The organism is Flavobacterium phycosphaerae (genome assembly GCF_010119235.1).
Taxonomy (GTDB): Bacteria; Bacteroidota; Bacteroidia; order Flavobacteriales; family Flavobacteriaceae; genus Flavobacterium; species Flavobacterium phycosphaerae.
Genome location: NZ_JAAATZ010000001.1, coordinates 556,558 through 578,661, shown reverse-complemented (window position 1 = coordinate 578,661; position 22,104 = coordinate 556,558). Strand labels below are relative to the sequence as shown.

At 38.3% G+C, this 22,104-nt stretch carries 17 protein-coding genes and 1 riboswitch; of the genes, 14 read left to right on the top strand and 3 right to left on the bottom strand.

Annotated features, from left to right (window positions below; genetic code table 11):
• The first annotated feature begins 72 nt into the window (after positions 1 to 72).
• Both GUU89_RS02560 and GUU89_RS02555 read left to right on the top strand, forming a co-directional pair.
• Positions 73 to 1,224 carry a carboxypeptidase-like regulatory domain-containing protein gene (locus GUU89_RS02560; protein ID WP_162126454.1) on the top strand — a complete coding sequence of 384 codons (1,152 nt, stop codon included), beginning with the start codon at positions 73 to 75 and terminating at the stop codon, positions 1,222 to 1,224.
• 76 nt (positions 1,225 to 1,300) lie between these two features.
• Complete coding sequence (locus GUU89_RS02555) at positions 1,301 to 4,198, top strand: leucine-rich repeat domain-containing protein (RefSeq protein WP_162126453.1); 2,898 nt, start codon at positions 1,301 to 1,303, stop codon at positions 4,196 to 4,198.
• A gap of 50 nt (positions 4,199 to 4,248) precedes the next feature.
• Here GUU89_RS02555 and GUU89_RS02550 read toward each other — a convergent pair whose 3' ends face one another.
• Positions 4,249 to 4,863, bottom strand: a complete 615-nt coding sequence (locus tag GUU89_RS02550) for a deoxynucleoside kinase (protein ID WP_121312655.1) — start codon at positions 4,861 to 4,863, stop codon at positions 4,249 to 4,251.
• Complete coding sequence (locus GUU89_RS02545; protein ID WP_162126452.1) at positions 4,863 to 5,558, bottom strand: hypothetical protein; 696 nt, start codon at positions 5,556 to 5,558, stop codon at positions 4,863 to 4,865. The genes GUU89_RS02550 and GUU89_RS02545 overlap by 1 nt, the downstream gene beginning before the upstream one ends.
• A 217-nt stretch (positions 5,559 to 5,775) precedes the next feature.
• Between GUU89_RS02545 and GUU89_RS02540 the strand changes: the two genes are divergently transcribed.
• Genes GUU89_RS02540 through GUU89_RS02530 form a run of 3 tightly spaced genes read left to right on the top strand, consistent with a single transcriptional unit; the run spans position 5,776 to position 10,304 of the window.
• Complete coding sequence (locus GUU89_RS02540; RefSeq protein WP_162126451.1) at positions 5,776 to 6,684, top strand: GLPGLI family protein; 909 nt, start codon at positions 5,776 to 5,778, stop codon at positions 6,682 to 6,684.
• Positions 6,685 to 6,693: 9 nt separating this feature from the next.
• The gene (locus GUU89_RS02535; protein WP_162126450.1) at positions 6,694 to 7,497 is read left to right on the top strand and encodes a GLPGLI family protein; all 804 of its coding nucleotides are present in this window, start codon (positions 6,694 to 6,696) and stop codon (positions 7,495 to 7,497) included.
• Between the two features lie 47 nt (positions 7,498 to 7,544).
• Positions 7,545 to 10,304, top strand: coding sequence for a carboxypeptidase-like regulatory domain-containing protein (locus GUU89_RS02530; RefSeq protein ID WP_162126449.1), 2,760 nt, complete (start codon positions 7,545 to 7,547; stop codon positions 10,302 to 10,304).
• Between the two features lie 54 nt (positions 10,305 to 10,358).
• Here GUU89_RS02530 and metK read toward each other — a convergent pair whose 3' ends face one another.
• Positions 10,359 to 11,609 (bottom strand): methionine adenosyltransferase, encoded by a 1,251-nt coding sequence (gene metK / locus GUU89_RS02525; RefSeq protein WP_162126448.1) that lies wholly within the window; start codon positions 11,607 to 11,609, stop codon positions 10,359 to 10,361.
• Between the two features lie 494 nt (positions 11,610 to 12,103).
• Between metK and GUU89_RS02520 the strand changes: the two genes are divergently transcribed.
• The 9 genes from GUU89_RS02520 to metF all read left to right on the top strand — a co-directional run bounded on the left by GUU89_RS02520 (position 12,104) and on the right by metF (position 21,984).
• Entirely contained in the window at positions 12,104 to 12,727 is a 624-nt protein-coding gene (locus tag GUU89_RS02520; protein WP_162126447.1) for a chromophore lyase CpcT/CpeT, read from the top strand.
• Positions 12,728 to 12,992: 265 nt separating this feature from the next.
• The gene (locus tag GUU89_RS02515; protein ID WP_162126446.1) at positions 12,993 to 14,285 is read left to right on the top strand and encodes an O-acetylhomoserine aminocarboxypropyltransferase/cysteine synthase family protein; all 1,293 of its coding nucleotides are present in this window, start codon (positions 12,993 to 12,995) and stop codon (positions 14,283 to 14,285) included.
• 3 nt (positions 14,286 to 14,288) lie between these two features.
• Positions 14,289 to 14,426 (top strand): hypothetical protein, encoded by a 138-nt coding sequence (locus GUU89_RS14770; RefSeq protein WP_202924431.1) that lies wholly within the window; start codon positions 14,289 to 14,291, stop codon positions 14,424 to 14,426.
• Entirely contained in the window at positions 14,427 to 14,747 is a 321-nt protein-coding gene (locus GUU89_RS14765) for an OsmC family protein (RefSeq protein ID WP_317163895.1), read from the top strand.
• Between the two features lie 89 nt (positions 14,748 to 14,836).
• Positions 14,837 to 15,838 (top strand): alpha/beta fold hydrolase, encoded by a 1,002-nt coding sequence (locus tag GUU89_RS02505; protein ID WP_162126445.1) that lies wholly within the window; start codon positions 14,837 to 14,839, stop codon positions 15,836 to 15,838.
• Positions 15,825 to 16,925, top strand: a complete 1,101-nt coding sequence (locus tag GUU89_RS02500; protein WP_162126444.1) for a homoserine dehydrogenase family protein — start codon at positions 15,825 to 15,827, stop codon at positions 16,923 to 16,925. The genes GUU89_RS02505 and GUU89_RS02500 overlap by 14 nt, the downstream gene beginning before the upstream one ends.
• Positions 16,926 to 17,030: 105 nt before the next feature.
• A riboswitch (SAM riboswitch) is annotated at positions 17,031 to 17,136 on the top strand.
• A gap of 200 nt (positions 17,137 to 17,336) precedes the next feature.
• Positions 17,337 to 18,326: a homocysteine S-methyltransferase family protein gene (locus GUU89_RS02495; RefSeq protein ID WP_162126443.1), complete on the top strand. Its 990-nt coding sequence runs from the start codon at positions 17,337 to 17,339 to the stop codon at positions 18,324 to 18,326.
• Positions 18,326 to 20,989, top strand: coding sequence for a methionine synthase (gene metH / locus GUU89_RS02490; protein WP_162126442.1), 2,664 nt, complete (start codon positions 18,326 to 18,328; stop codon positions 20,987 to 20,989). Before GUU89_RS02495 ends, metH begins: the two co-directional genes overlap by 1 nt.
• Before the next feature lie 38 nt (positions 20,990 to 21,027).
• Positions 21,028 to 21,984, top strand: a complete 957-nt coding sequence (gene metF, locus GUU89_RS02485; protein WP_162126441.1) for a methylenetetrahydrofolate reductase [NAD(P)H] — start codon at positions 21,028 to 21,030, stop codon at positions 21,982 to 21,984.
• The last annotated feature ends 120 nt before the right edge of the window (positions 21,985 to 22,104 follow it).

Below are 22,104 nucleotides of genomic sequence, written 5' to 3'. Positions count from 1 at the left end.
TTTTTTTATTATATTTGATTACCTCAAGTCACTTACAATCAGATAATTTATTAACCAAACAACCAAAAACCAATGAGAATTAAATCTATTTTAGTACCCTTTTTAGGGTTAGTCTTTCTGATGTTGAGTTGCAGTAAGGATGACAGTTCAACACCAGTTCAAGCAACAGGAACCATAAAAGGAAAACTTATGGTTAAAAATGGCTCTAAACCGGTAGGTGGGGCCTTAGTTTTTGTCTTTGATGACAACAACAAACTTTATTATACCTATACTCAAGCCAATGGGGATTTTTCGTTACAAGCCCCTATCGGACAAAGAAAACTACAAATGCAAACCGGTGGAGGAGCTAATTTCAGGACCTCGCTTCAGGTAACCGTTGTAAAAGATCAAACTTTAACCATAGACTCATCATTGTCAAGATTAGACCAGGTGGCCAATATGGCTTATGTAGCCGGTTATTATGATGAAATCCAAGATATCGTTACGGGTTTAGGATATACCATAACTCAAATTACTAATGCTGACTTGGCTGATTACAGTATAGTATCTCAATTTGACATTATCTTCTTAAATTGTGGTGCAAAACAAGGTTATGTTAATGCTGCTATGGATACTAATTTGGCCAATTTTGTGACCAATGGAGGTAGTTTATACGCATCAGATTGGGCAGTTGCCTATTTAACCGGTGGAGGTTCAAATTCACATGATTGTGGTGAAACCGGCGGATTTATTCCGGATGATAAACTGTGTTCGAAAAATATCGGTGCCAGTACTACTATTACCGGAGCCCAAGTAACAGATGCTAATTTGGCTACCGCTTTAGGATTTTCCGCACTTGATATTGAGTATAATTTAGGCTCTTGGCAAAATGTATTCAGTTATGATGCCACTTACTGGGATGTAATGGTGAGTGATCCGGTTTCTAACCAACCTTTAATGATTAAAACAAACAGCTTCAGTTCAGGGACTGTTTCTGATCCGGTTGGCGATAATGAAAATGATGGTTGGATTACTATTTGTCATACAGATGACTCAGGAAGTCCAATTACCATTACAATAGAAGAAAGTGAATGGCCGAGTCATGAAGCTCACGGCGATTCAGTTGGTGCTTGTACCAATACCAATAATAGCGGAACGATATACTACACCACTTTCCACAATCATGCTAACGGAAATATTGGTAATTCAGGTTTGATTTTAGAATATGTAATCTTGAATTTATAATCTTTAGAATTCTATTGAAAATGCCTCATCAACATGAGGCATTTTTTATAACTTTGATTTTCAAAAAGCTATACTTATGAAGAAACTTTACACGCTCTTTTTTTTCTGTTTGGCAGTTGCCGTTAGTAAGGCTCAGATTGTTAATATTCCCGATGCCAATTTTAAAGCGAAATTGTTGGCGACAACCGGACCAATAGGATTTAATTCATCGTATAATATAGTCCCTATTGATGCCAATCATGATGGGCAAATTCAGGTTAGTGAAGCACAACTTATTTATAGGTTATGGGTAATGAGTTCCAATATTTCAGATTTAACCGGAATCGAAAGTTTTACTAATCTTAGAGAACTGAACTGTAATAATAATCAATTAACATCTATCAATCTTAGTGCTTTAGTTAACCTGAAAGAACTAGATTGTTCAAAAAATGCAATATCTAATTTGAATTTGACCAATTTAAACCTGCAAACCCTTTACTGCACTAATAATTCAATATCGAATTTAGATTTACACAATTTGACCGCTTTAAAGTATCTGTATTGTAATAATAATTCGATTTCTAATCTAAACGTAAGCGGGTTATCAATTTTAAACACATTTGTATGCAATAATAATCAATTGACAAGTTTAACATTGACGGGACTTACCAGTCTGTTTAATTTTGATTGTTCAAATAATCAATTGACAGTGCTTGATCTTGCTGGTCTGAATTCTATTTATTCCATTAACTGTGCCTATAATAATTTGAGTAAAATTGATGTGAGTATTTTTACTGTATCGCGACCTTGGGTTCAGATAAACTGTTCATACAACACCAATTTAATCTCTATCAATACTAAAGATAACATCATAATGAGCAGTGAGTTTTCTGCTAATTACAGAATGGGGAATAGTGGTGCTAATGCCATTCCTCCTCCAGTAGTTCCCCCACCAACTTCTGGGATTAATTTTCAGGGCACACCAAACTTACAGTATATATGTGCTGATGCAAATGAAATGGCATATTATCAAAACAAAATCAACCAATCTGGGTATACTAATCCCAATTGCCAGTTGAGTTCAACTTGTGAATTTTTGAATCCGACATCCAACACAACCACAGCAACTGTTTGTGGTAGTTACACATGGTCAGTAAATGGCCAAACCTATAGCACATCGGGAACGTATACGGTTGTAACAGGCAATCATACCGAAATATTAAATCTGACCATCAATAATTCGCTCATAACAACAGCCCCAATTGCTCCAGTGCTATGTACAACGTTAGGTTCAATGGCTAATATTTCAGTAGCATCAAACATTGCTAGTCCAACTTACACTTGGCAGTATCGTGTACTTACCGATGCCATGCCCAATTCGACATGGATAACGATTACAAGTTCCAATGCCGGAAGTGTTTACAGTAATTATACTTCAGCTGCTTTAAGTATTACAAGAACAACGACAGCCTTACCCAAATCAGGAACCCAATACAGAGTCATCGTTGGGGGAGGCGAATGCGCTTCAGTAACTTCGGATGCTGTAAACCTAACGATTATAGGCGTGGCCAAATCAGGAAGCATAACAGCAGCCAGTTCGGTATGCGAAGCCAATGATATTACTTTTACGCTTGGCAATTATGTTGGCACATCTATTCAATGGCAATCGGCTCCTAATGCGAGTAGTACGTTTTCAGATATTCCGAACGCGACAGGAACTACATTCACGGTAACTAATATGCAGCTGACTTCCTATAAATCGTATCGTGCGATTGTAACCAACGCCCCTTGCGGAACTACAGCCACTTCGACTATAAAAACGATTACGGTAAATCCGACTCCGGTTGCGGGAACAATTACGGGTGGAGGAACTATTTGTAGCGGAGGCAGTGGAACCTTGAAAATTATGGGTTATATCGGAAAAATACAATGGGAATATTCTATAGATGGAATCACCTATTTCAATGCGCCAACAGCTTCGTCTGCCACATCTAGTTTATCTTTTGGAACCACTTCGGTAAGCAGTACTTCGGCCGCTTATATGTTGGTGAACATAACCGGAAACACTTATTTCAGGGCGAAAGTGACCAGCGGTGCCTGTAGTCCTGTTTATAGTGATGTTGTTTCTTACATCATTGGAACACTCGCCTCAGTCGGTACTACCAGTGCAGCTTTAACCACCATTTGTTCGGGTACAGCAACCAGCGTAACCATAACCACAGCTACAGGAACCATCACATGGCAAAAATCAATAAATTATACGGCGGCATCGCCAACGTGGACCAGTATAGCTAACTCCAACGCATTGTCAATAAGCACCGGAAATTTAGCCTACAATACTGCGTTCCGCGCCAAGGTGACCTTAGGCAGTTGTTCAACAGTTTATAGCAATACGGTCTATGTGTATATGGTTGCCAAACCATTGGCTAAGAACATTTCGAAAAACGTTACTTCACCTTCAGGAGCAAGCTCCTCAACAGCAATGTGTACTAGCAATCATTCCAAAGTGCTTACCATTGGCTCAGGATACAACGGCACTATTCAATGGCAGGCTTCCACAACTTCAACGACCACAGGATTTGCAGATATTGGAGGTGCTACAAACGAGAGCTATACCGTGAACAATCCGGTTGTAGGCGCTAATTATTTAAGGGCTAAATTTACCAATAGCTGTGGTGCCTCGGTTTTTGGTGTAGCTGCGACGGTTTATTATCAGGAATGTCTAATTACGAAGTTGGATGCGGCTTTATTATTTGAGGTAACTGCCTCCCCGAACCCATACAAAAATGGTTTTAACTTAGATTTACACTCTTCAAACAACGAAGGGGTAACCATTGCGGTTTATGACATGACCGGAAAACTCATTGAAAGAACCGCAATCCAACCGGATGCTATGGCTGATCTCACTTTAGGACAGGGATATTCCTCAGGATTGTATCAAGTTGTGGTTTGCCAAGGCACCACCACTAAAACACTTAAAATAATTAAAGAGTAATGTTGAAAATAAAAAGCCCCGCATTTGCGGGGCTTTTTATATATAAAGGACTAAAACAATCCGTTTATCTCAGCGTCAATTCGGTTGATGATCATTCCTAAATCTTCAGGATTATTGACAAAATCAACATTGTCAACATCAATAATAAGCAGCTTTCCTTTGTCGTAAGTGGTTATCCAAGCTTCGTAGCGTTCGTTCAATCGACTTAAATAATCAATCGAAATGGTATTTTCATAATCACGACCTCGCTTGTGAATTTGCGAAACCAAATTAGGAATCGAACTTCTTAAATAAATCAACAAATCCGGGGAGCCCACTAATCCTTCCATCAATTCAAAAAGATCGGTATAATTTTGAAAATCACGATTAGTCATTAAGCCCATTGCATGCAAATTGGGAGCAAAGATGTGAGCATCTTCATAAATCGTACGATCCTGAATGATGTTTTTACCGCTTTCGCGAATTTGCAACACTTGACGAAAACGAGAGTTCAAGAAATAAATCTGTAAATTAAAACTCCAACGTTCCATTTGGTGGTAGAAATCATCCAAATAGGGATTGTCAACTACATCCTCAAAATGAGGTTCCCACTTGAAATGTTTGGCCAAAAATCTGGTCAATGTTGTCTTTCCTGCTCCGATGTTTCCTGCTACCGCTATGTGCATTATGGTAATTTTAATTTAAAATTGGTAATTTGTTGGTTGGTAAAAATAGCTAAAATTTGGTCTTTGTAATAAAAATTCTGAAACGATTTCTCAACAATTTCTATTTCGTAAATCACTTTCGATTTGTTATTCAGGCAATACAGAATATTGTCATAGGAAAACAACAATTTATCATTATCTATTATCTGCAATTTTTCCCATGGCGGAATGTTAGCCAGCAAAGTCACTTTGCCATAAATATCAGTAGCAAACCAATTATTGTTTTCATCAATCCAGTAAAAATTATTGAAATCAGACTGGGTGTATTTGATGCTTTCCTGTATCGGATTTCCAACGGTGGTGGAAGTATTATTAGCATAATTGAACAACAAAATCTGCTGTGTCAAAGCATTGTAAATCCAAAACTGACTCTTAGAAGCCATGCCGATTTTAGAAGCAAAAATACTGTTGTCAATATCAAAAAGATTCAGTTTCTGAATTTCATTCAGCTGATTGTCCAGTGTAATAATCGTATTGAAATCTTCATAAAAAACCACTATTTGCAACGGGTTTATATAATCTACCGAAGTTATTTTTCCTAAGGCTATATTTTTGTATTCCCATTTTTGTTTGTTGTCCTGTTTGATAAATACATTGTCTTTAATGTAATAATTGTTGCCCAAACCATCGAAACCGACATAAGTCTTATTTTCCATTTCTTCGGAATTCAAAGAAGTAGTTTTCAGTTTTGGTTTTTGACAAAAACTAAGCGAACAAGTTAGTAGTAAAAAAAGGTAAATCGTGTTTTTCATCATAAGGCTAATTTACGGTAAACCAAATTAATTTCAATGAGACTGAAATACTATTTTAACAAAATATTGGTAGCAGATTTCGCAACGATTCGTCATATTTGCTCTATCAAAATAAACTACAATGAAAAGCATCGTTTTAACTTTCACATTACTCTTGGTATTTAGTACTTCAAATGCACAAAAAGATTTTCAGGGCATGGCGGTTTATGAATCCAAAACCAGTACATCTGATTTCAAATCCCGTTTTGAAGGCAATAAAGAAATCACTCCCGAAATGCAGAAAATGATTGAAGAGCGCATGAAAAAAATGTTCGAAAAAACATTCATTCTCAATTTTGACAAATCGGCTTCTATTTATAAAGAAGAAGAAAAGCTTGATGCTCCCGGCGGGCAACAAGGCGGCTTTAGAATGATGTCTTCAATGATGGGCGGCGGCGGAACGTACTATAAAAACGTAAAGGACAAAAGCTATACGGTGGACAAAGAGTTTATGGGGAAAGAATTTCTAGTCAAAGATTCGCTGCCAAAACTAAACTGGAAAATGGAGTCGGAAACCCGCGTTATAGGTGGTTACAACTGCTTCAAAGCAACAGCAGTGCGTCCGGTTAGCCAGTCTGATTTTAGAAATTTCCGTCCTAAAAAAGAAGAAAATAAAAAAGAAGATGCTGCAAAATCAGAAACTAAGACTGAAGACAAAGACAAAAAAACCAACTTCATGGATGATTTTGATATGCCTAAAGAAATTACCATTACCGCTTGGTATACGCCTGAAATTCCGGTGAACCAAGGACCGGAAACTTATTGGGGTCTTCCGGGTTTGATTTTGGAAGTCAATGACGGCAAAACGGTAATTTTATGTTCTAAAGTGGTTTTGAATGCCAAAGACAAAGTTGAAATCAAAGCGCCAACCAATGGTAAAGTGATTTCGCAAAAGGAATACGATGAAACCGTAGTCAAAAAAATGGAAGAGATGCGCCAAATGTACGACGGAAAAGGGGGCGGTAGAACTCAAATGAGATTTGGACATTAATTTCGACCGATGAAAAAAGTAATTCTCCTATCGTTGATTTTCGCTGCTGTAGTGTTTAATGCCCAAGAATTTCAAGGCAAAGCAGAATATTTCTCCAAACGCATTTTAAAAAACGGAGGAAAGGGCTTTGGTGTTAAGCAAAACGATGATGCCGAATTGAAAAAAGCCTATAATGAAGCCTTACAGATAGCTTCTGAAAAAATGTTTATTCTGACTTTTAACCAAAAAGAAGCATTGTACGAAAAACAGCAATATTTGGAAAAACCAAAGCCGGAAAGTGATGATGTGAGTGTCACTATCAGTTTCTCGGGCGAAGGGAAAAAGTACATCAATCTCAAAGACCAAACAAAAATTACTGAAGATGATATATTAGGAAAAGAGTTTTTAATTGTTGAAAAATTAATTCCTCTTGATTGGAAGCTGATAAATGAAACTAAGAAAATAGGAGATTATAATTGCTATAAGGCAGAACTTATAATTCCGGTTTCAGAAAAGGACAAGAAGGAATATGAAGAGTATTTAAGCAAGCAGCAAGCAAAAACATCTTTTTTTACGAAGGAAGAGCCAAAGGATAAAAAGATTATTGCATGGTACACTCCTGAAATTCCGGTTAGTGTTGGCCCAGCCAGCTATTGGGGATTGCCCGGTTTAATCTTGGAACTTAATGATGAAGTTGCTATTACATTATGTTCAAAAGTTACTTTAAGCAATAAGGGAAATACACCTATTAGAGTTCCTAATACCGGTAGAGTGGTAACCCAAGAAGAGTTTGATATTTTTCACAAAGACAAAATGGAAAGCCTCGAACGCTAATGGAACATGATTTTTCAAACCAAAGCATACAATATACAAGCCACCACATGAACAAATTATTCTATTTTTTTTTATTACTAACAACTGTCTCTTTTTCGCAAAATATTCGTTTCGAAGGAGTTATTCAAGACAATACAAAGGCACCACTAGAAATGGCTAACATCATGGCCATGAACCAAGGGACCAATGCTATGGATGCTTATGCAATAACAAATGACAAAGGAAAATTTGTACTCAATTTGAAACCTAATTCAACTTATACCATTAAGCTGAGCTATTTGGGTATGAAGAATAAAGAAATTACCATTGCCACACTATCCGAAAATATTACTCAAAATATCACTATGGAAAGCGGTGGGATTGAATTGGACGGCGTAGAAATCGTTCGCGAAATGCCGGTTTCCATTAAAGGGGATACAATAGTGTATAATGCTGATTCGTTCAAAACCGGAACTGAAAGAAAGCTCGAAGACGTGTTGAAAAAATTGCCCGGTGTTGAAGTCAATGCCGATGGTGAGGTAGAAGTTGAAGGTAAAAAAGTATCCAAATTAATGGTGGAAGGGAAAGATTTTTTTGATGGTGATACCAAATTGGGTGTCAAAAATATTCCCGCTGATGCCATTGATAAGGTGCAAGTTTTGAGAAACTACAACGAAAATTCCATACTAAAAGGGGTTGAAAACAATCAGGATAATGTAGCGATGAACATCAAACTAAAGGATGGCAAGAAGAACTTTTGGTTTGGTGATATTACGGCTGCCGGCGGTTTTCGACCTGAGAGCAAGTTTGACCGCTATAATATCAGCCCAAAATTGTTTTATTACAGCCCAAAATACAGCATCAATATCATTACTAATACCAATAATATAGGTGAATTGCCGCTGACGATTCAGGATTATTTCAAATTCACTGGCGGCTTTAAGAACATGATGGCCAAAGGCGGTTCAAGTTTTAATGTATCGTCTAATGATTTGGGTATTTCGTTGTTGCGAAATAACCGAGCCAAAGCAATTGAAACTGATTTTGGGGCTACCAATTTTTCCTATAATCCAACCAAATCCTGGAATCTTAGTGGTTTTGCCATTCTTTCAGCTTCTAAAACAGATTTAGAAACTAAATCCACAACGAATTATTTGAATGAAAATTCCAGCGAAGTAGCCTCAACCGAAAACAGAGCTGAAGTAGCCCATCAAAAAAATAATTTAGGATTGTTTAAACTAAGTTCAAGTTATAAACCGAATGCCAATTTCCAGTTTGATTATGATGTTTTGGCGAAATTTTCTAAGCAAGATGAGGACAATTTCCTTTTGAGAGAAGCCATTGATGAGAGCAATAACTCATCTACCGAAAATATTTTTACCAAGAAAAAGCAAGATCCCGTTTCAGTCAATCAGAACCTGAGTTTTTACTACACAGCTTCCGAGAAAAATGTTTTTGCTTTGGAAATGCAGCATTTATACCAAGATGAAAATCCGTTTTATAACGCTGATTTAGCTTCCGATCCTTTTGTTAATCCGTTAGCGCCGCCACCGGCGAATAATGTTTTGGGCTATGATCCTTCACAAAACAGAACCAATTTGAATCAAAATCGTTTTGTGAAAACCAATAAAATTGATACGAAATTGGATTACTACTACATGGTGACGCCAAAAAGCAACATCAATATTACTTTGGGGAATACCTTCTCGCATCAGAATTTCAATTCCGGTATGTATCAGATTATGGACAACGAAACGGTTAATGAGTTGAATACTCCCTCTAATACGAATGACGTTAATTACCGCTTTAACGATGCTTTCCTGGGATTGCATTACAAAATTTTAAGCGGGAAATTTACCTTTACCCCTGGAGTAAGCTTGCATACCTATGCTTTAAACAATGAACAATTAGGAACAAACTACACCCAAAACTTCACGAGATTGTTGCCTGATTTCTTAGCCATTTACCAAATCAAAAAAGCGGAAACACTAACGTATAATTTTTCGTTTACTAATAATTTTAGTGATATTACTAGGTTGGCGCAAGGGTTTATTATCAACAGCTACAACAGTTTGTCTGCCGGTAACCGAACGCTTGAAAATGCCATTCAGCAATCTCATTCTCTGCGGTATTTCAAATACAACATGTTCAACTTTGAGAATATTTCGGCATTTGCCAGTTATAATCGTACAGTTGATGCCGTGAAAACGAGAGCTTTTTTTGATAATGTAAACCAAGTTTCATCTCCGTATAATTCTTCGTTTGCTGATGAAACTTTGACATTTTATGGGAATTATGGTCGTTCTTTTTTCAAATATTATAAAGCTTCTTTAAGTGCCAGTTTGAATTGGGCCAAGTATAATAATATTCAAATCGATAGAAATACATTACAAGATGTACTGATAACGAATGAGAGTTTTAGTCAAACCTACAGTTTAAAAGCTTCGACCAATTTTAAGCAATGGCCTAACATTGAATTAGGTTACAGTTATACGGTGAATGATTATCCGACAGATACTTTTTTTACAGACAAGCCCACAATAACGTTGGATTATTTCTTCTTAAAAAGCTTTTCATTCGTAACCGAGTATGAGTTTTATCACTATTACAATAACGACAAATCAGTCGAAAATGAATACGATTTCCTATCTGCCAGTTTGATTTATCAAAAGACCAAAGACAGCAAATGGGAGTATAAAATTTCAGCAACCAACTTGCTGAATACCACTTCGCTTAATGACGACAGCTTCTCGCAATTCACCACCCGAACATCGCAATACCGTGTGCAACCGCGCTATGTGATGTTCAGTTTAAAGTATAATTTATAGCAACAAAAAATCCCGCAATTGCGGGATTTTTTATAACTAAATGCTTTGGGAATTTTATAATCCAAAAGCTGCTTTTACTTTGTCAACGAAGTCTAATTTCTCCCAAGTAAATAACTCTACCGATACTGTTTTCGGAGCGCCATTTGGCAATTGGAAAGTTTTAGTAACCGTTTCCGGTTTACGTCCCATGTGTCCGTAAGCTGCGGTTTCGCTGTAGATTGGGTTTCTCAATTTCAAACGTTGCTCAATAAAGTAAGGCCTCATATCAAATACATTCTCAACCACTTTACTGATTTCACCGTCGGTTAAATTTACTTTAGAAGTTCCGTAAGTAACCACATTGATAGAAGTTGGTTTTGCCACTCCAATCGCATAAGAAACTTGTACCAAAACTTCATCACACAATCCGGCAGCTACTAAGTTTTTAGCAATGTGACGGGTTGCATAAGCCGCTGAACGATCTACTTTTGATGGGTCTTTTCCTGAGAAAGCACCACCCCCGTGAGCTCCTTTTCCGCCATACGTATCAACGATGATTTTTCTTCCTGTTAATCCGGTGTCTCCGTGAGGACCGCCGATTACGAATTTTCCGGTTGGGTTTATATGATACGTAATATCGTTATTGAATAAATGGGCGTATTGAGGATATTTGGCTTTAATTCTCGGAATCAAAATCGAAATCAAATCACTTTTAATTTTAGCCAACATTTCAGCTTCTGCAGCAAAATCATCATGTTGTGTTGAAATTACAATGGCATCAATTCTTACCGGTTTGTTGTCATCAGAATACTCTAAAGTCACCTGAGATTTAGCATCAGGGCGTAAGTATTTAATTTCGTTGTTTTCTCTTCTTAAGTTAGCCAATTCAATCAATAACGCATGAGATAAATCTAAAGCTAATGGCATGTAGTTTTCAGTTTCATTGGTAGCATACCCAAACATCATTCCTTGGTCACCGGCTCCTTGCTCTTCTTTGCTGGCTCTGTCAACTCCTTGATTGATATCAGCTGATTGCTCATGAATGGCAGATAAAACACCACACGAATCAGCTTCAAACATGTATTCGCTTTTAGTATATCCGATTTTACGGATTACTTCTCTGGCAATTTGCTGCACATCAAGATAGGTATTCGATTTTACTTCGCCGGCCAAAATTACCTGACCCGTTGTTACCAAGGTTTCGCAAGCTACTTTTGACTCAGGGTCAAAGGCTAAGAAATTGTCAATTAACGCATCTGAAATTTGGTCTGCAACTTTGTCTGGATGTCCTTCACTAACTGACTCCGACGTAAATAAATAAGCCATAATTATAGTTTAATTTAATATTAATTGTAATGAAGAAAAACTGAAAATTGCCGGTAAAGCTAAAGGAGAGTTTCTGCTTTAGCATTTTTTAACGAGGTTGCAATCAGTTCAAATTTTTCCTCTCATTTTTCGGTTGCAAATGTATAAAGACTATTTAGAATACAAAAAACAATTTTACTTTTTTTATTTTTTTTATGATTCATTCAAAATTCTAAATACGTAGTATTTAAATATATATAAACAAACTTCAAATGTTAATTTTTCAAATTTCGTTTGGTCAATTCAAAAAACATTCAGAAGTTTGCTTCATCCAATAACAACAAAAAATGAAATTTACAATGTGCCATATGTGTCGTATGATGTCGGAAGATTCCGCAGAGCACACTATTGCATAATTTTAAATTTTTTAAAATAGATACAATCGAACCTCTGCCAAAACGCAGAGGTTTTTTTATTTAAAGCAAAAACCAATAAACTTAAAACAACAAATCAAAATGAAAAAAAACATCCTTTTACTGCTACTTATTTCGTTCAGCTTCTTTACAAGCAATGCACAATCCAAAAAGAGCAAAAGCGAAAAATATTTAAATGAATTGGTAACTATCATGCAAGGTCATTATTCTTCGGAAAAACAATCAGTAACTGATACCACGTATTTCAACATTTCGCTTCGTATGGTTCCCATCTGGAAAAATAAAGGGCACTATTTGTATGTTGAACAAGCTATTTTCAAAAAACAAGACAAGCCATACAGAGTAAGAATTTACAAATTGGTTCAAAATGGAGATGAGTTTATTAGCGAAATCTATACTTTGAAAAACGAAAAAGATTGGATTGGTAAATGGAATACGCCGGAAACTTTTGATGCCCTAACGGAAAATGATATCGAACAAAAAAAAGGATGTGAAGTGGTGTTGAAACGTCTTGGTAAAAATAAATTTACCGGACAAACCGGAATTAAAACATGTTCTAGTGAATTGAGAGGGGCTAATTACGCCACGTCCAAAGTTACCGTTCTGGAAAATCAGATTCTGTCTTGGGATCAAGGATTTGACAAAGAGGGAAAACAGGTTTGGGGGGCAAAAAAGGCAGGATATATTTTTGACAAACTGAAGTAATCCGCAATAAAAATAAAATTCTAAAAGCAATAAAATAAAAACAAAATAATGAGCCTAGCAGTAAAAAATATGATGATGAACCGCACGATGATGCACATGATGATGTGTTGCATCACCATATCCTATAACCAAAAGCGGAAGACGTAATCGTAGTTATTGCTCAATTCTTAAAGTCCTTTTGGTAAGCCATCCAAAGGGACTTTTTTATGCCCAAACATTCGTAAACACTTAAAATTATTCATACTAACATTTAAATTTAAACACCATGAGCACACAAAAATTTGCAACCAACGCGTTGCACGCAGGACACGACGTTACTAAAAATGCAGGAACCAGAGCCGTTCCGATTTACCAAACCACTTCGTATGTATTCAACAATTCAGACCATGCCGCTAATCTTTTTGGTTTGGCCGAAGCAGGATTCATTTACACTCGATTGAACAATCCAACTAACGACATTTTGGAACAACGCTTAGCCGCCTTGGAAGGTGGAATCGGAGCTGTAGTGACCGCTTCAGGAACGTCAGCCATCGCCACCGCATTATTGGTTTTACTAAAATCGGGTGACCACATCGTAGCTTCAAACAGTCTTTACGGAGGAACTTACAATTTGCTGAAAGTAACTTTACCAAGATTAGGGATTACGACCACTTTCGTTGATCCATCAAATCCGGAAAACTTTACCAAAGCCGCACAGGAAAACACCAGAGCCTTCTTTGTCGAAAGCCTTGGAAATCCAAAGTTGGATGTACTCGATTTGAAAGCCATTTCCGCAGAAGCAAAAGGATTCAAAGTGCCTTTCATTGTTGATAATACCGTTGCAACTCCTTTTTTGCTAAACCCAATTCAGCATGGAGCCGACATTGTAATTCACTCGTTAACCAAGTACATTTCCGGAAACGGAACGTCGCTGGGCGGTGTCATCATCGATGCCGGGAACTTTGATTGGAGCAACGGTAAATTCCCGGAATTCACAGAACCATCAGCGGGATATCACGGACTGAAATACTATGAAGCTCTGGGCGCGGCTTCTTTCATTGCCAAAGTGAGAATTGAAGGATTGCGTGATTTCGGTGCGGCATTAAGTCCGTTCAACGCGTTTCAAACCATTCAAGGGTTAGAGACTTTGGAAATTCGAATCAAAAAACACAGCGAAAATGCTTTGGATTTAGCGCAATGGTTAGAAAAACAGGAGCAGGTTGCCTGGGTAAATTATCCGGGATTGGCAACTTCAGAATACAAAACTTTAGCCGATGAATATTTACCGGAAGGCAAAAGCGGTATCGTAACATTCGGATTAAAAGGAGGATTCGAAGCTGCTAAGAAAGTAGCTGACAACACCAAATTATTTTCACTGTTAGCCAACATCGGTGACACTAAATCGTTAATCATCCATCCCGCCAGTACCACCCATCAACAGTTGTCTGATGCCGAACAAGAAGCGGCCGGAGTAACCAAAGACCTGATTCGTTTGTCAGTTGGTTTAGAAAACATCGACGATTTGAAAGCCGATTTACAAGCGGTATTCACTACCATTAAATCCCCACAAACCGTATAAATCATGAGCACAAAAACAGTAACCGTATTAGGTTACGTTAAAGACAATAATCAGTTCGTAGTTAAAGCCCAAAGCTTCGATATCCGAATCAGTAAAAACGAACAATTCCCGGAACTGGAAGGCCCCAGTCCGATAGAATAAATTCTGGCAGGTTATGCCGGTTGCATTAATGCTGTTGGGGAATTGGTAGCTAAAGAACAGGGTATTGTTTTAAAATCACTTCAAATAGAAATTTCAGGAACCCTAAGTTTAGATAAGTATCAGGGGAAAATCAGCTATGAAAGAGCGGGTTTCAAATCGGTTGAAGTAGTAGTTAAACCAACATCCGATGCTACTTTAGAGCAATTAAAAGATTGGTTAATCGCTGTTGAAAATCGCTGTCCGGTTCAGGATAATTTGGCCAATCCAACTCCGGTTTCCGTAGTGTTGTTCAAGGAATATGAATCCTCAGCAGTCGCCTAATACTGAAAAATAAAACTATAGGTTAGGTTTTGTTTGCTAAGACTGTCTGCAGTTTCAAGGTTGGAGGCAGTCTTTTAAAAAAAATAAAAATGAAAAATTTAGAAAAAATAGACCTGTTTACTTTTGATTTAGAAAACGGGAAGCAACGTCCTTATCTTTCGTTGTTTTATCAAACTTTTGGGAAGCCCATCGGCACAGCTCCGGTGGTGGTGGTAAATCATGCTTTAACCGGAAACTCCACGGTGACCGGAGAAAACGGCTGGTGGAATGATTTGATAGGTGACCATAAAATCATCGACACTACTTACTTTACCGTTATAGCCTTTAATATTCCGGGAAATGGATATGATAATAATTTTGGGAATTTAATTTCCAATTATCAGGATTTTACCATTCGAGATGTAGCGCGAATTTTTTGGGAAGGCCTGCAGTTTTTAAACATCAAAAAAGTTTTTGCTGTAATAGGAGGGAGTTTGGGCGGAGCCGTAGCCTGGGAAATGGCTGTTTTACAACCCAACAAAATCGAGCATTTAATTCCCATCGCCACCGATTGGAAAGCCACCGATTGGGTCATTGCCAATGTGTTGATTCAAGACCAAATTCTCAACAATTCTGACGATCCGATTGCTGATGCCCGATTGCATGCAATGCTTTTGTACCGAACACCACAATCCATCAACCAACGGTTTCAAAGGAATAAGTTCAACAACTTGTCCATCTTTCAAATCGAAAATTGGCTGATTACTCATGGGTTCAAACTCAAAAACCGCTTTCGTTTATCGGCTTATAAATTGATGAATCATTTACTGAAAACAAATGACATCACTCGTAACCGAAAAGAATTTTTGACTGTTGCCCAAACAATCCAAGCTCATATTCATGTGGTGGCTGTTGACACGGATTATTTTTTTATTCCCGAGGAAAACCGCGAAACGCACCGGCAATTGCAAACCGTAAAAGAAAATGTCTTTTATCACGAAATCCAATCCATCCACGGACACGATGCTTTTTTGATAGAATTCGAACAGCTAGCTCAAATTTTAGAACCTATTTTTAACAAACAAAATCAACATAATTATGTCAGCGCTTAGAGTCAATGTCATCCTTTTCGGCATCGGAAATGTCGGAAGCACTTTAATCAATCAGGTAATCGAAAGCCAACAATTCTTTCTTAAAAAAAGAAATATTGAGCTGCGTTTTCCCATCATCACCAATTCCACTTTGGCTTTTTTTGAAAAAGAGGGCGTCAAAAACAAATGGGAAGCCAACTTCGCCCAATCAGCTATTCCATTCCGAATCGATGACATCATTGAATACGTTCAAGAGCAACAATTGGAAAACCTGATTGCTGTGGATGCCACCGCCAGTTCCGAATTGATTAAAAGCTATATCCCACTCATTCAAAACGGGTTCGATATAGTTGCTGCCAACAAAAAAGCAAATACTCAGCACATCGACTTCTACAAAGAACTCCGAAGGAACCTCAAAAAATTTGACAAATCCTTTCTGTATGAAACCAATGTAGGTGCCGGTTTACCAGTAGTCCAAACCATCAACGACTTACACTTTTCGGGTGAAGAAATCACCAAAATTCGAGGCGTATTCTCCGGCTCGCTGAGTTATATTTTTAATCGATTTTCTTCCGAAGACATTCCGTTTTCTACTATTCTTGCCGATGCGGAGAAGAAAGGATACACGGAGCCCGACTCCCGAGAAGATTTATCCGGAAACGATGTGGCCCGAAAATTATTGATTCTGGCTCGCGAAATAGAGCAAGAGTTTGAGTTTTCAGGTATAAAAATAGAAACCCTTTTGCTTCCCAATCTGAATGAAAAGAATACCAAAGCAGAATATTCAGTAAATAAATTGCTTTTTGACAAACCGTTTCAAATTGCCAAAATCACGCAAGCCGAAAACCATGTTTTGCGTTATGTAGGTGAATTTGATGTGATCAAAAAAGAATTGGAAGTCAAACTGATTTCAGTTCCAAAAAGTTCCGCATTGGGTCAACTCAAAGGCGCCGATAACCTGATTGAAATTTACACCAAATCCTATGGCGAAATCCCAATTGTCATCCAGGGAGCTGGCGCAGGGAAACAAGTTACCGCTCGTGGCGTTTTGACTGATATTCTCAAAATCGCCGAAAAAATTAAAATCAAAGAAGCCGTTTGGCTCTAACGCTAAAAACCTACAGCACTACAACGTTGTAGGTTTTTATTTTTTCAAAAGACTTGCAAATCCAAAATCTATGATGTTACTTTGCACCGTTCATAAACGTATTGTTTGTTATCACGAAAGCCGGAGGGAATAGACCCGATGAAAGCTTAGCAACCCTTTGCCAAAAGAAGGTGCTACATTCTATCTCAAATTACTTGAGAGCAGATAACCCGAGAATTTTTCTCACTTTCACGATAACATATTTATAATTTTTAAGAGCGAATGGCTTGCGCAATTGCAGCAGTCCCTATTCCCGCTTTTTGCACTGCATGGCAGTCGCGTCAATCGGGGCTAAAAAGTAAAATGTATTGATTTCTTGGAGTCAGTTGCCTACTCAACAACCGACAACCAAGACACAACACCCAAAAAAATATGTCAACAATTCAAGACGCCATAAAAGAAAGAATTCTCGTCCTCGACGGTGCCATGGGAACGATGCTGCAACGCAACAATTTCTCCGAAGAAGATTTCCGAGGTGAACGCTTTAAGGATTTTCCCCATCCGCTGAAAGGCAATAATGATTTGCTTTCCATCACCCAACCCGAAGCAGTAAAACAAGTCCACCGCCTATATTTTCAAGCCGGTGCCGATATCGTAGAAACCAACACGTTCTCAGGAACCACAATCGGTATGGCCGATTACCACTTGGAAGATTTGGTTTATGAATTAAACTACGAATCCGCCAAAATTGCCCGTGAAGTAGCCGATGAATTTACAGACAGACCACGTTTCGTAGCCGGTTCCATCGGACCAACCAACAGAACTGCTTCCATGTCACCCGATGTAAACGATCCGGGATTCAGAGCGGTAACCTTTGACGATTTGCGCATAGCCTACAAACAACAAGTAGAAGCCTTAATTGAAGGTGGAGTCGATGTACTTTTAGTAGAAACCATTTTCGACACACTTAACGCCAAAGCGGCTTTATTCGCTATTGAAGAAGTCAAGGAAGAACGCAATTTAGACATACCTGTAATGGTTTCTGGAACCATTACCGATGCTTCAGGACGAACCCTTTCCGGGCAAACAGTAGAAGCCTTTTTGATTTCCATTGCCCATATTCCTTTACTAAGCATAGGATTTAATTGTGCTCTTGGTGCCGACCAATTAAAACCGTATTTAAAGCGTTTAGCCCACAATACAACCTTAAATATTTCTGCTCATCCTAATGCCGGTTTGCCTAATGCTTTCGGGCAATACGACCAAACACCACAGGAAATGCAAGCCTTAATCAAAGAGTATTTACAAGATAATTTAGTAAACATCATTGGCGGTTGCTGCGGTACAACTCCGGAACATATCAAAGCCATCGCTGAAGTAGCCAAAGAATTTAAACCAAGACATATTTTAGAAACGATATAATGGCGGAAGCAACAAAATATTTAAAACTATCCGGTTTAGAGCCGCTTATCGTGACTCCGGAATCTAATTTCATTAACGTAGGAGAACGCACCAACGTAACCGGTTCGCGTAAATTCTTGCGACTTATTAAAGAAGAAAAATACGAAGAAGCACTCGATATTGCCCGCAACCAAGTGGAAGGCGGAGCACAAATCATCGACATCAATATGGATGAAGGAATGTTGGACGGGGTTTATGCGATGACCAAATTCCTCAACCTGATTGCCGCCGAACCAGATATTGCTCGAGTTCCGGTAATGATTGACAGTTCCAAATGGGAAATCATTGAAGCCGGTTTGAAGGTAGTACAAGGTAAAGGGGTTGTGAATTCCATTTCTTTAAAAGAAGGGAAAGCAGCTTTCATTCATCATGCGAAGTTGATTAAAAGATATGGTGCCGCAGTAATCGTTATGGCTTTTGATGAAGAAGGTCAGGCTGATAACTATGAAAGAAGAATTGAAATCTGTAAAAGAAGTTATGATATCTTAGTCAATGAAGTGCATTTTCCGGCGGAAGACATCATCTTTGATCCGAATATTTTCCCGGTGGCTACCGGAATGGAAGAACACAAATTAAACGCCTTAGATTTCTTCAGAGCCACCAAATGGATTCGCGAAAACTTGCCTTATGCCGGTGTTTCCGGTGGGGTGAGTAATGTGTCGTTTTCATTTCGTGGGAATGACAAAGTACGGGAAGCCATGCATTCGGCGTTCTTATACCACGCGATTAAAAACGGCATGACGATGGGAATTGTGAATCCGGAAATGTTGGAGATTTATGATGAAATCGATCCAATCTTATTGGAACATGTAGAAGATGTTTTGCTAAATAGAAGAGAAGATGCCACAGAAAGATTATTGGATTTAGCCGAAAGCTTCAAAGGCGATTTCAAGACCAACGAAAAAGCGATTCAAGAATGGCGCAGTGGTTCGGTACAAGACCGATTAACCCATTCGTTAGTGAAAGGAATTGACGAATTTATAGAAATAGATGTTGAAGAAGCAAGACAAGTAGCCTCCAAACCCATTGAAGTTATCGAAATCAATTTGATGGCCGGGATGAATGTGGTGGGTGATTTATTCGGAAGCGGGAAAATGTTTTTGCCTCAAGTGGTAAAATCAGCCCGTGTAATGAAGAAAGCCGTGGCCTATTTGCTACCATATATAGAAGCTTCTAAAGACGGGAAATCATCCTCCGCCGGAAAGGTTTTGATGGCCACCGTAAAAGGAGATGTGCACGACATCGGCAAAAATATAGTAGCCGTAGTATTGGCCTGCAACAATTTTGAAATCATCGATTTGGGCGTAATGGTGCCACCGGAAAAAATCATTGAAGCGGCTGTTCGCGAAAATGTCGATATCATTGGGTTGAGCGGATTGATTACGCCTTCGCTGGATGAAATGGTGTATTTGGCCAAAGAAATGGACAAACTCAACATCAAAATTCCGGTCATGATAGGCGGAGCTACGACTTCTAGAGCGCATACGGCTGTGAAAATTGCACCGGAATATAAAGAAACGGTGGTTCACGTAAACGATGCTTCGCGTGCGGTAACCGTAGCCAGTAATTTGCTTCAAGCAGAAACTAAAATAGCTTATGCTCAAACCGTTCGGGCCGAATACGACAAACTCCGGGAAGGCTATTTAAGTCGAAGTCGAGATAAAAATTACCTTTCAATTGAGGATGCAAGAAAGAATAAATTACAATTAGATTGGAATAATTTCACACCGGTTAAACCAAATTTCATCGGAACAAAAACCATTGATGTTGAATTATCTGAACTAGTTGATTTCATCGACTGGACACCCTTCTTCAGTTCGTGGGAACTGTATGGAAAATATCCGGCGATTTTGACGGATGAGGTAGTAGGGGAACAAGCCACTACTTTATTCGCCGATGCCCAAAAAATGCTCAACCAAATAGTTTCCGAGAAATGGTTAACAGCGAAAGGAATTCTTGGAATTTTTCCAGCGAATACGGTCAATGATGATGATATTGAAATTGAAGGAACTAATCATAAGTTTCTGACTTTGCGACAACAATCACAAAAAACAGCGGGAGCACCAAACATCGCGTTAGCTGATTTTATTGCACCAAAAGCAAGCGGAAAGCAAGATTATATTGGTTGTTTTTGTGTTGCTACCGGATTTGGCGTAGAGGAAAAAGCAGCCGAATTCGAAAAACAATTAGACGATTACAACTCGATTTTAGTAAAAGCCCTTGGTGATAGATTAGCAGAAGCTTTTGCTGAGTATTTGCATTTAAAAGTCCGTAAAGAGATTTGGGGCTATGCGTCCGAGGAAAGTTTGACCAATCAAGATTTGATTGACGAAGAATACAAAGGCATCCGCCCGGCTCCGGGTTATCCTGCTTGTCCTGACCATTTAGAAAAACCCACCATTTGGAAACTGTTGAATGTAGAACTGGAAATAGGCGTGAAGCTAACTGAAAGTATGGCAATGTGGCCGGCTTCTTCGGTTTCGGGCTATTATTTTGCGAACCCGGAAAGCAAGTATTTTGGCTTAGGAAAAATCAAGAATGACCAAGTAGAAGATTATGCCAAAAGAAGAGGAATTTCAACAGAAACAGCCAACAAATGGCTTTCACCAAATATTGCCGATTAACCAACTCATAACTCATAATTCATAACTTATAACTAGGAATGAAAGTAACCCAACATATAGAAAACGCTAAAGGAAAACCATTGTTCTCCTTTGAGATTTTACCGCCTTTGAAAGGGCAAAACATTCAGTCGATTTTTGACAGTATTGATCCGTTGATGGAGTTCAATCCGCCATTTATTGATGTGACTTATCACAGAGAGGAATACGAATACAAAGAATTACCCAATGGGTTGTTACAAAAGAAAATCGTTAAGAAACGTCCGGGAACGGTGGGAATTTGTGCCGGTATTCAGAATAAATATAATGTAGATGCTATTCCGCATATCTTGTGTGGTGGTTTTACCAAAGAAGACACCGAGAACCTTTTGATTGATTTGGATTTTTTAGGAATTGATAATGTTGTGGCTTTACGAGGCGATGCTTTAAAAACCGAAACCTATTTTCATCCGGAAAAAGAAGGGAATGAATACGCGACTGAATTGGTTACTCAAATCAGTAATCTGAATAACGGAATTTACTTGGATGAAGATTTGAAGAATTCGGCTAAGACTAATTTTTGTGTGGGTGTGGCCGGTTATCCTGAGAAACACATGGAGGCTCCGAGCTTGGACAGCGACATCCATTTTCTGAAACAAAAAATAAAAAATGGTGCCGATTACATTATTACTCAGATGTTTTTTGACAATCAGAAATTCTTTGATTTTGTAGAAAAATGCAGAACAGCCGGCATAACAGTACCAATTATACCGGGATTGAAACCTATAGCGACTAAAAAACAACTGAACTTAATTCCCCACCGATTCAGTATAGAATTGCCTGATGATTTAATTATGGCTGTGGTAAAAGCCAAAGACAACGACCATGTAAAAGAAATAGGAATTGAGTGGTGTACCCAACAAAGTAAAGAGTTAGTAGCTGCAGGAATACCGGTTTTGCATTATTACTCGATGGGAAAAGCAGCGAATATTAAGGCAATTGCTTCACAGGTGTTTTAACTTTGGCAAAAGAGCATTCCTAACTAGCCCCGATGGGAGCAACTACCTTGTAGTGCGGACAGCGGGAACATGGATGTTAAAAATGCCCGAACCCTTCGCTCCTTAAGATATTCCGTTATA

Excerpts from the sequence above, each read along its gene's own strand:
- GUU89_RS02540 (WP_162126451.1), top strand. The coding sequence starts at position 5,776 with ATGAAAAGCATCGTTTTAACTTTCACATTACTCTTGGTATTTAGTACT.
- GUU89_RS02505 (WP_162126445.1), top strand. The coding sequence starts at position 14,837 with ATGAAAAATTTAGAAAAAATAGACCTGTTTACTTTTGATTTAGAAAAC.
- GUU89_RS02520 (WP_162126447.1), top strand. The coding sequence starts at position 12,104 with ATGAAAAAAAACATCCTTTTACTGCTACTTATTTCGTTCAGCTTCTTT.
- GUU89_RS02495 (WP_162126443.1), top strand. The coding sequence starts at position 17,337 with ATGTCAACAATTCAAGACGCCATAAAAGAAAGAATTCTCGTCCTCGAC.
- GUU89_RS02500 (WP_162126444.1), top strand. The coding sequence starts at position 15,825 with ATGTCAGCGCTTAGAGTCAATGTCATCCTTTTCGGCATCGGAAATGTC.
- GUU89_RS14770 (WP_202924431.1), top strand. The coding sequence starts at position 14,289 with ATGAGCACAAAAACAGTAACCGTATTAGGTTACGTTAAAGACAATAAT.
- GUU89_RS02560 (WP_162126454.1), top strand. The coding sequence starts at position 73 with ATGAGAATTAAATCTATTTTAGTACCCTTTTTAGGGTTAGTCTTTCTG.
- metH (WP_162126442.1), top strand. The coding sequence starts at position 18,326 with ATGGCGGAAGCAACAAAATATTTAAAACTATCCGGTTTAGAGCCGCTT.
- GUU89_RS02545 (WP_162126452.1), bottom strand. The coding sequence starts at position 5,558 with ATGGAAAATAAGACTTATGTCGGTTTCGATGGTTTGGGCAACAATTAT.
- GUU89_RS02555 (WP_162126453.1), top strand. The coding sequence starts at position 1,301 with ATGAAGAAACTTTACACGCTCTTTTTTTTCTGTTTGGCAGTTGCCGTT.
- GUU89_RS02515 (WP_162126446.1), top strand. The coding sequence starts at position 12,993 with ATGAGCACACAAAAATTTGCAACCAACGCGTTGCACGCAGGACACGAC.
- metK (WP_162126448.1), bottom strand. The coding sequence starts at position 11,609 with ATGGCTTATTTATTTACGTCGGAGTCAGTTAGTGAAGGACATCCAGAC.
- GUU89_RS02530 (WP_162126449.1), top strand. The coding sequence starts at position 7,545 with ATGAACAAATTATTCTATTTTTTTTTATTACTAACAACTGTCTCTTTT.
- GUU89_RS02550 (WP_121312655.1), bottom strand. The coding sequence starts at position 4,863 with ATGCACATAGCGGTAGCAGGAAACATCGGAGCAGGAAAGACAACATTG.
- GUU89_RS02535 (WP_162126450.1), top strand. The coding sequence starts at position 6,694 with ATGAAAAAAGTAATTCTCCTATCGTTGATTTTCGCTGCTGTAGTGTTT.
- metF (WP_162126441.1), top strand. The coding sequence starts at position 21,028 with ATGAAAGTAACCCAACATATAGAAAACGCTAAAGGAAAACCATTGTTC.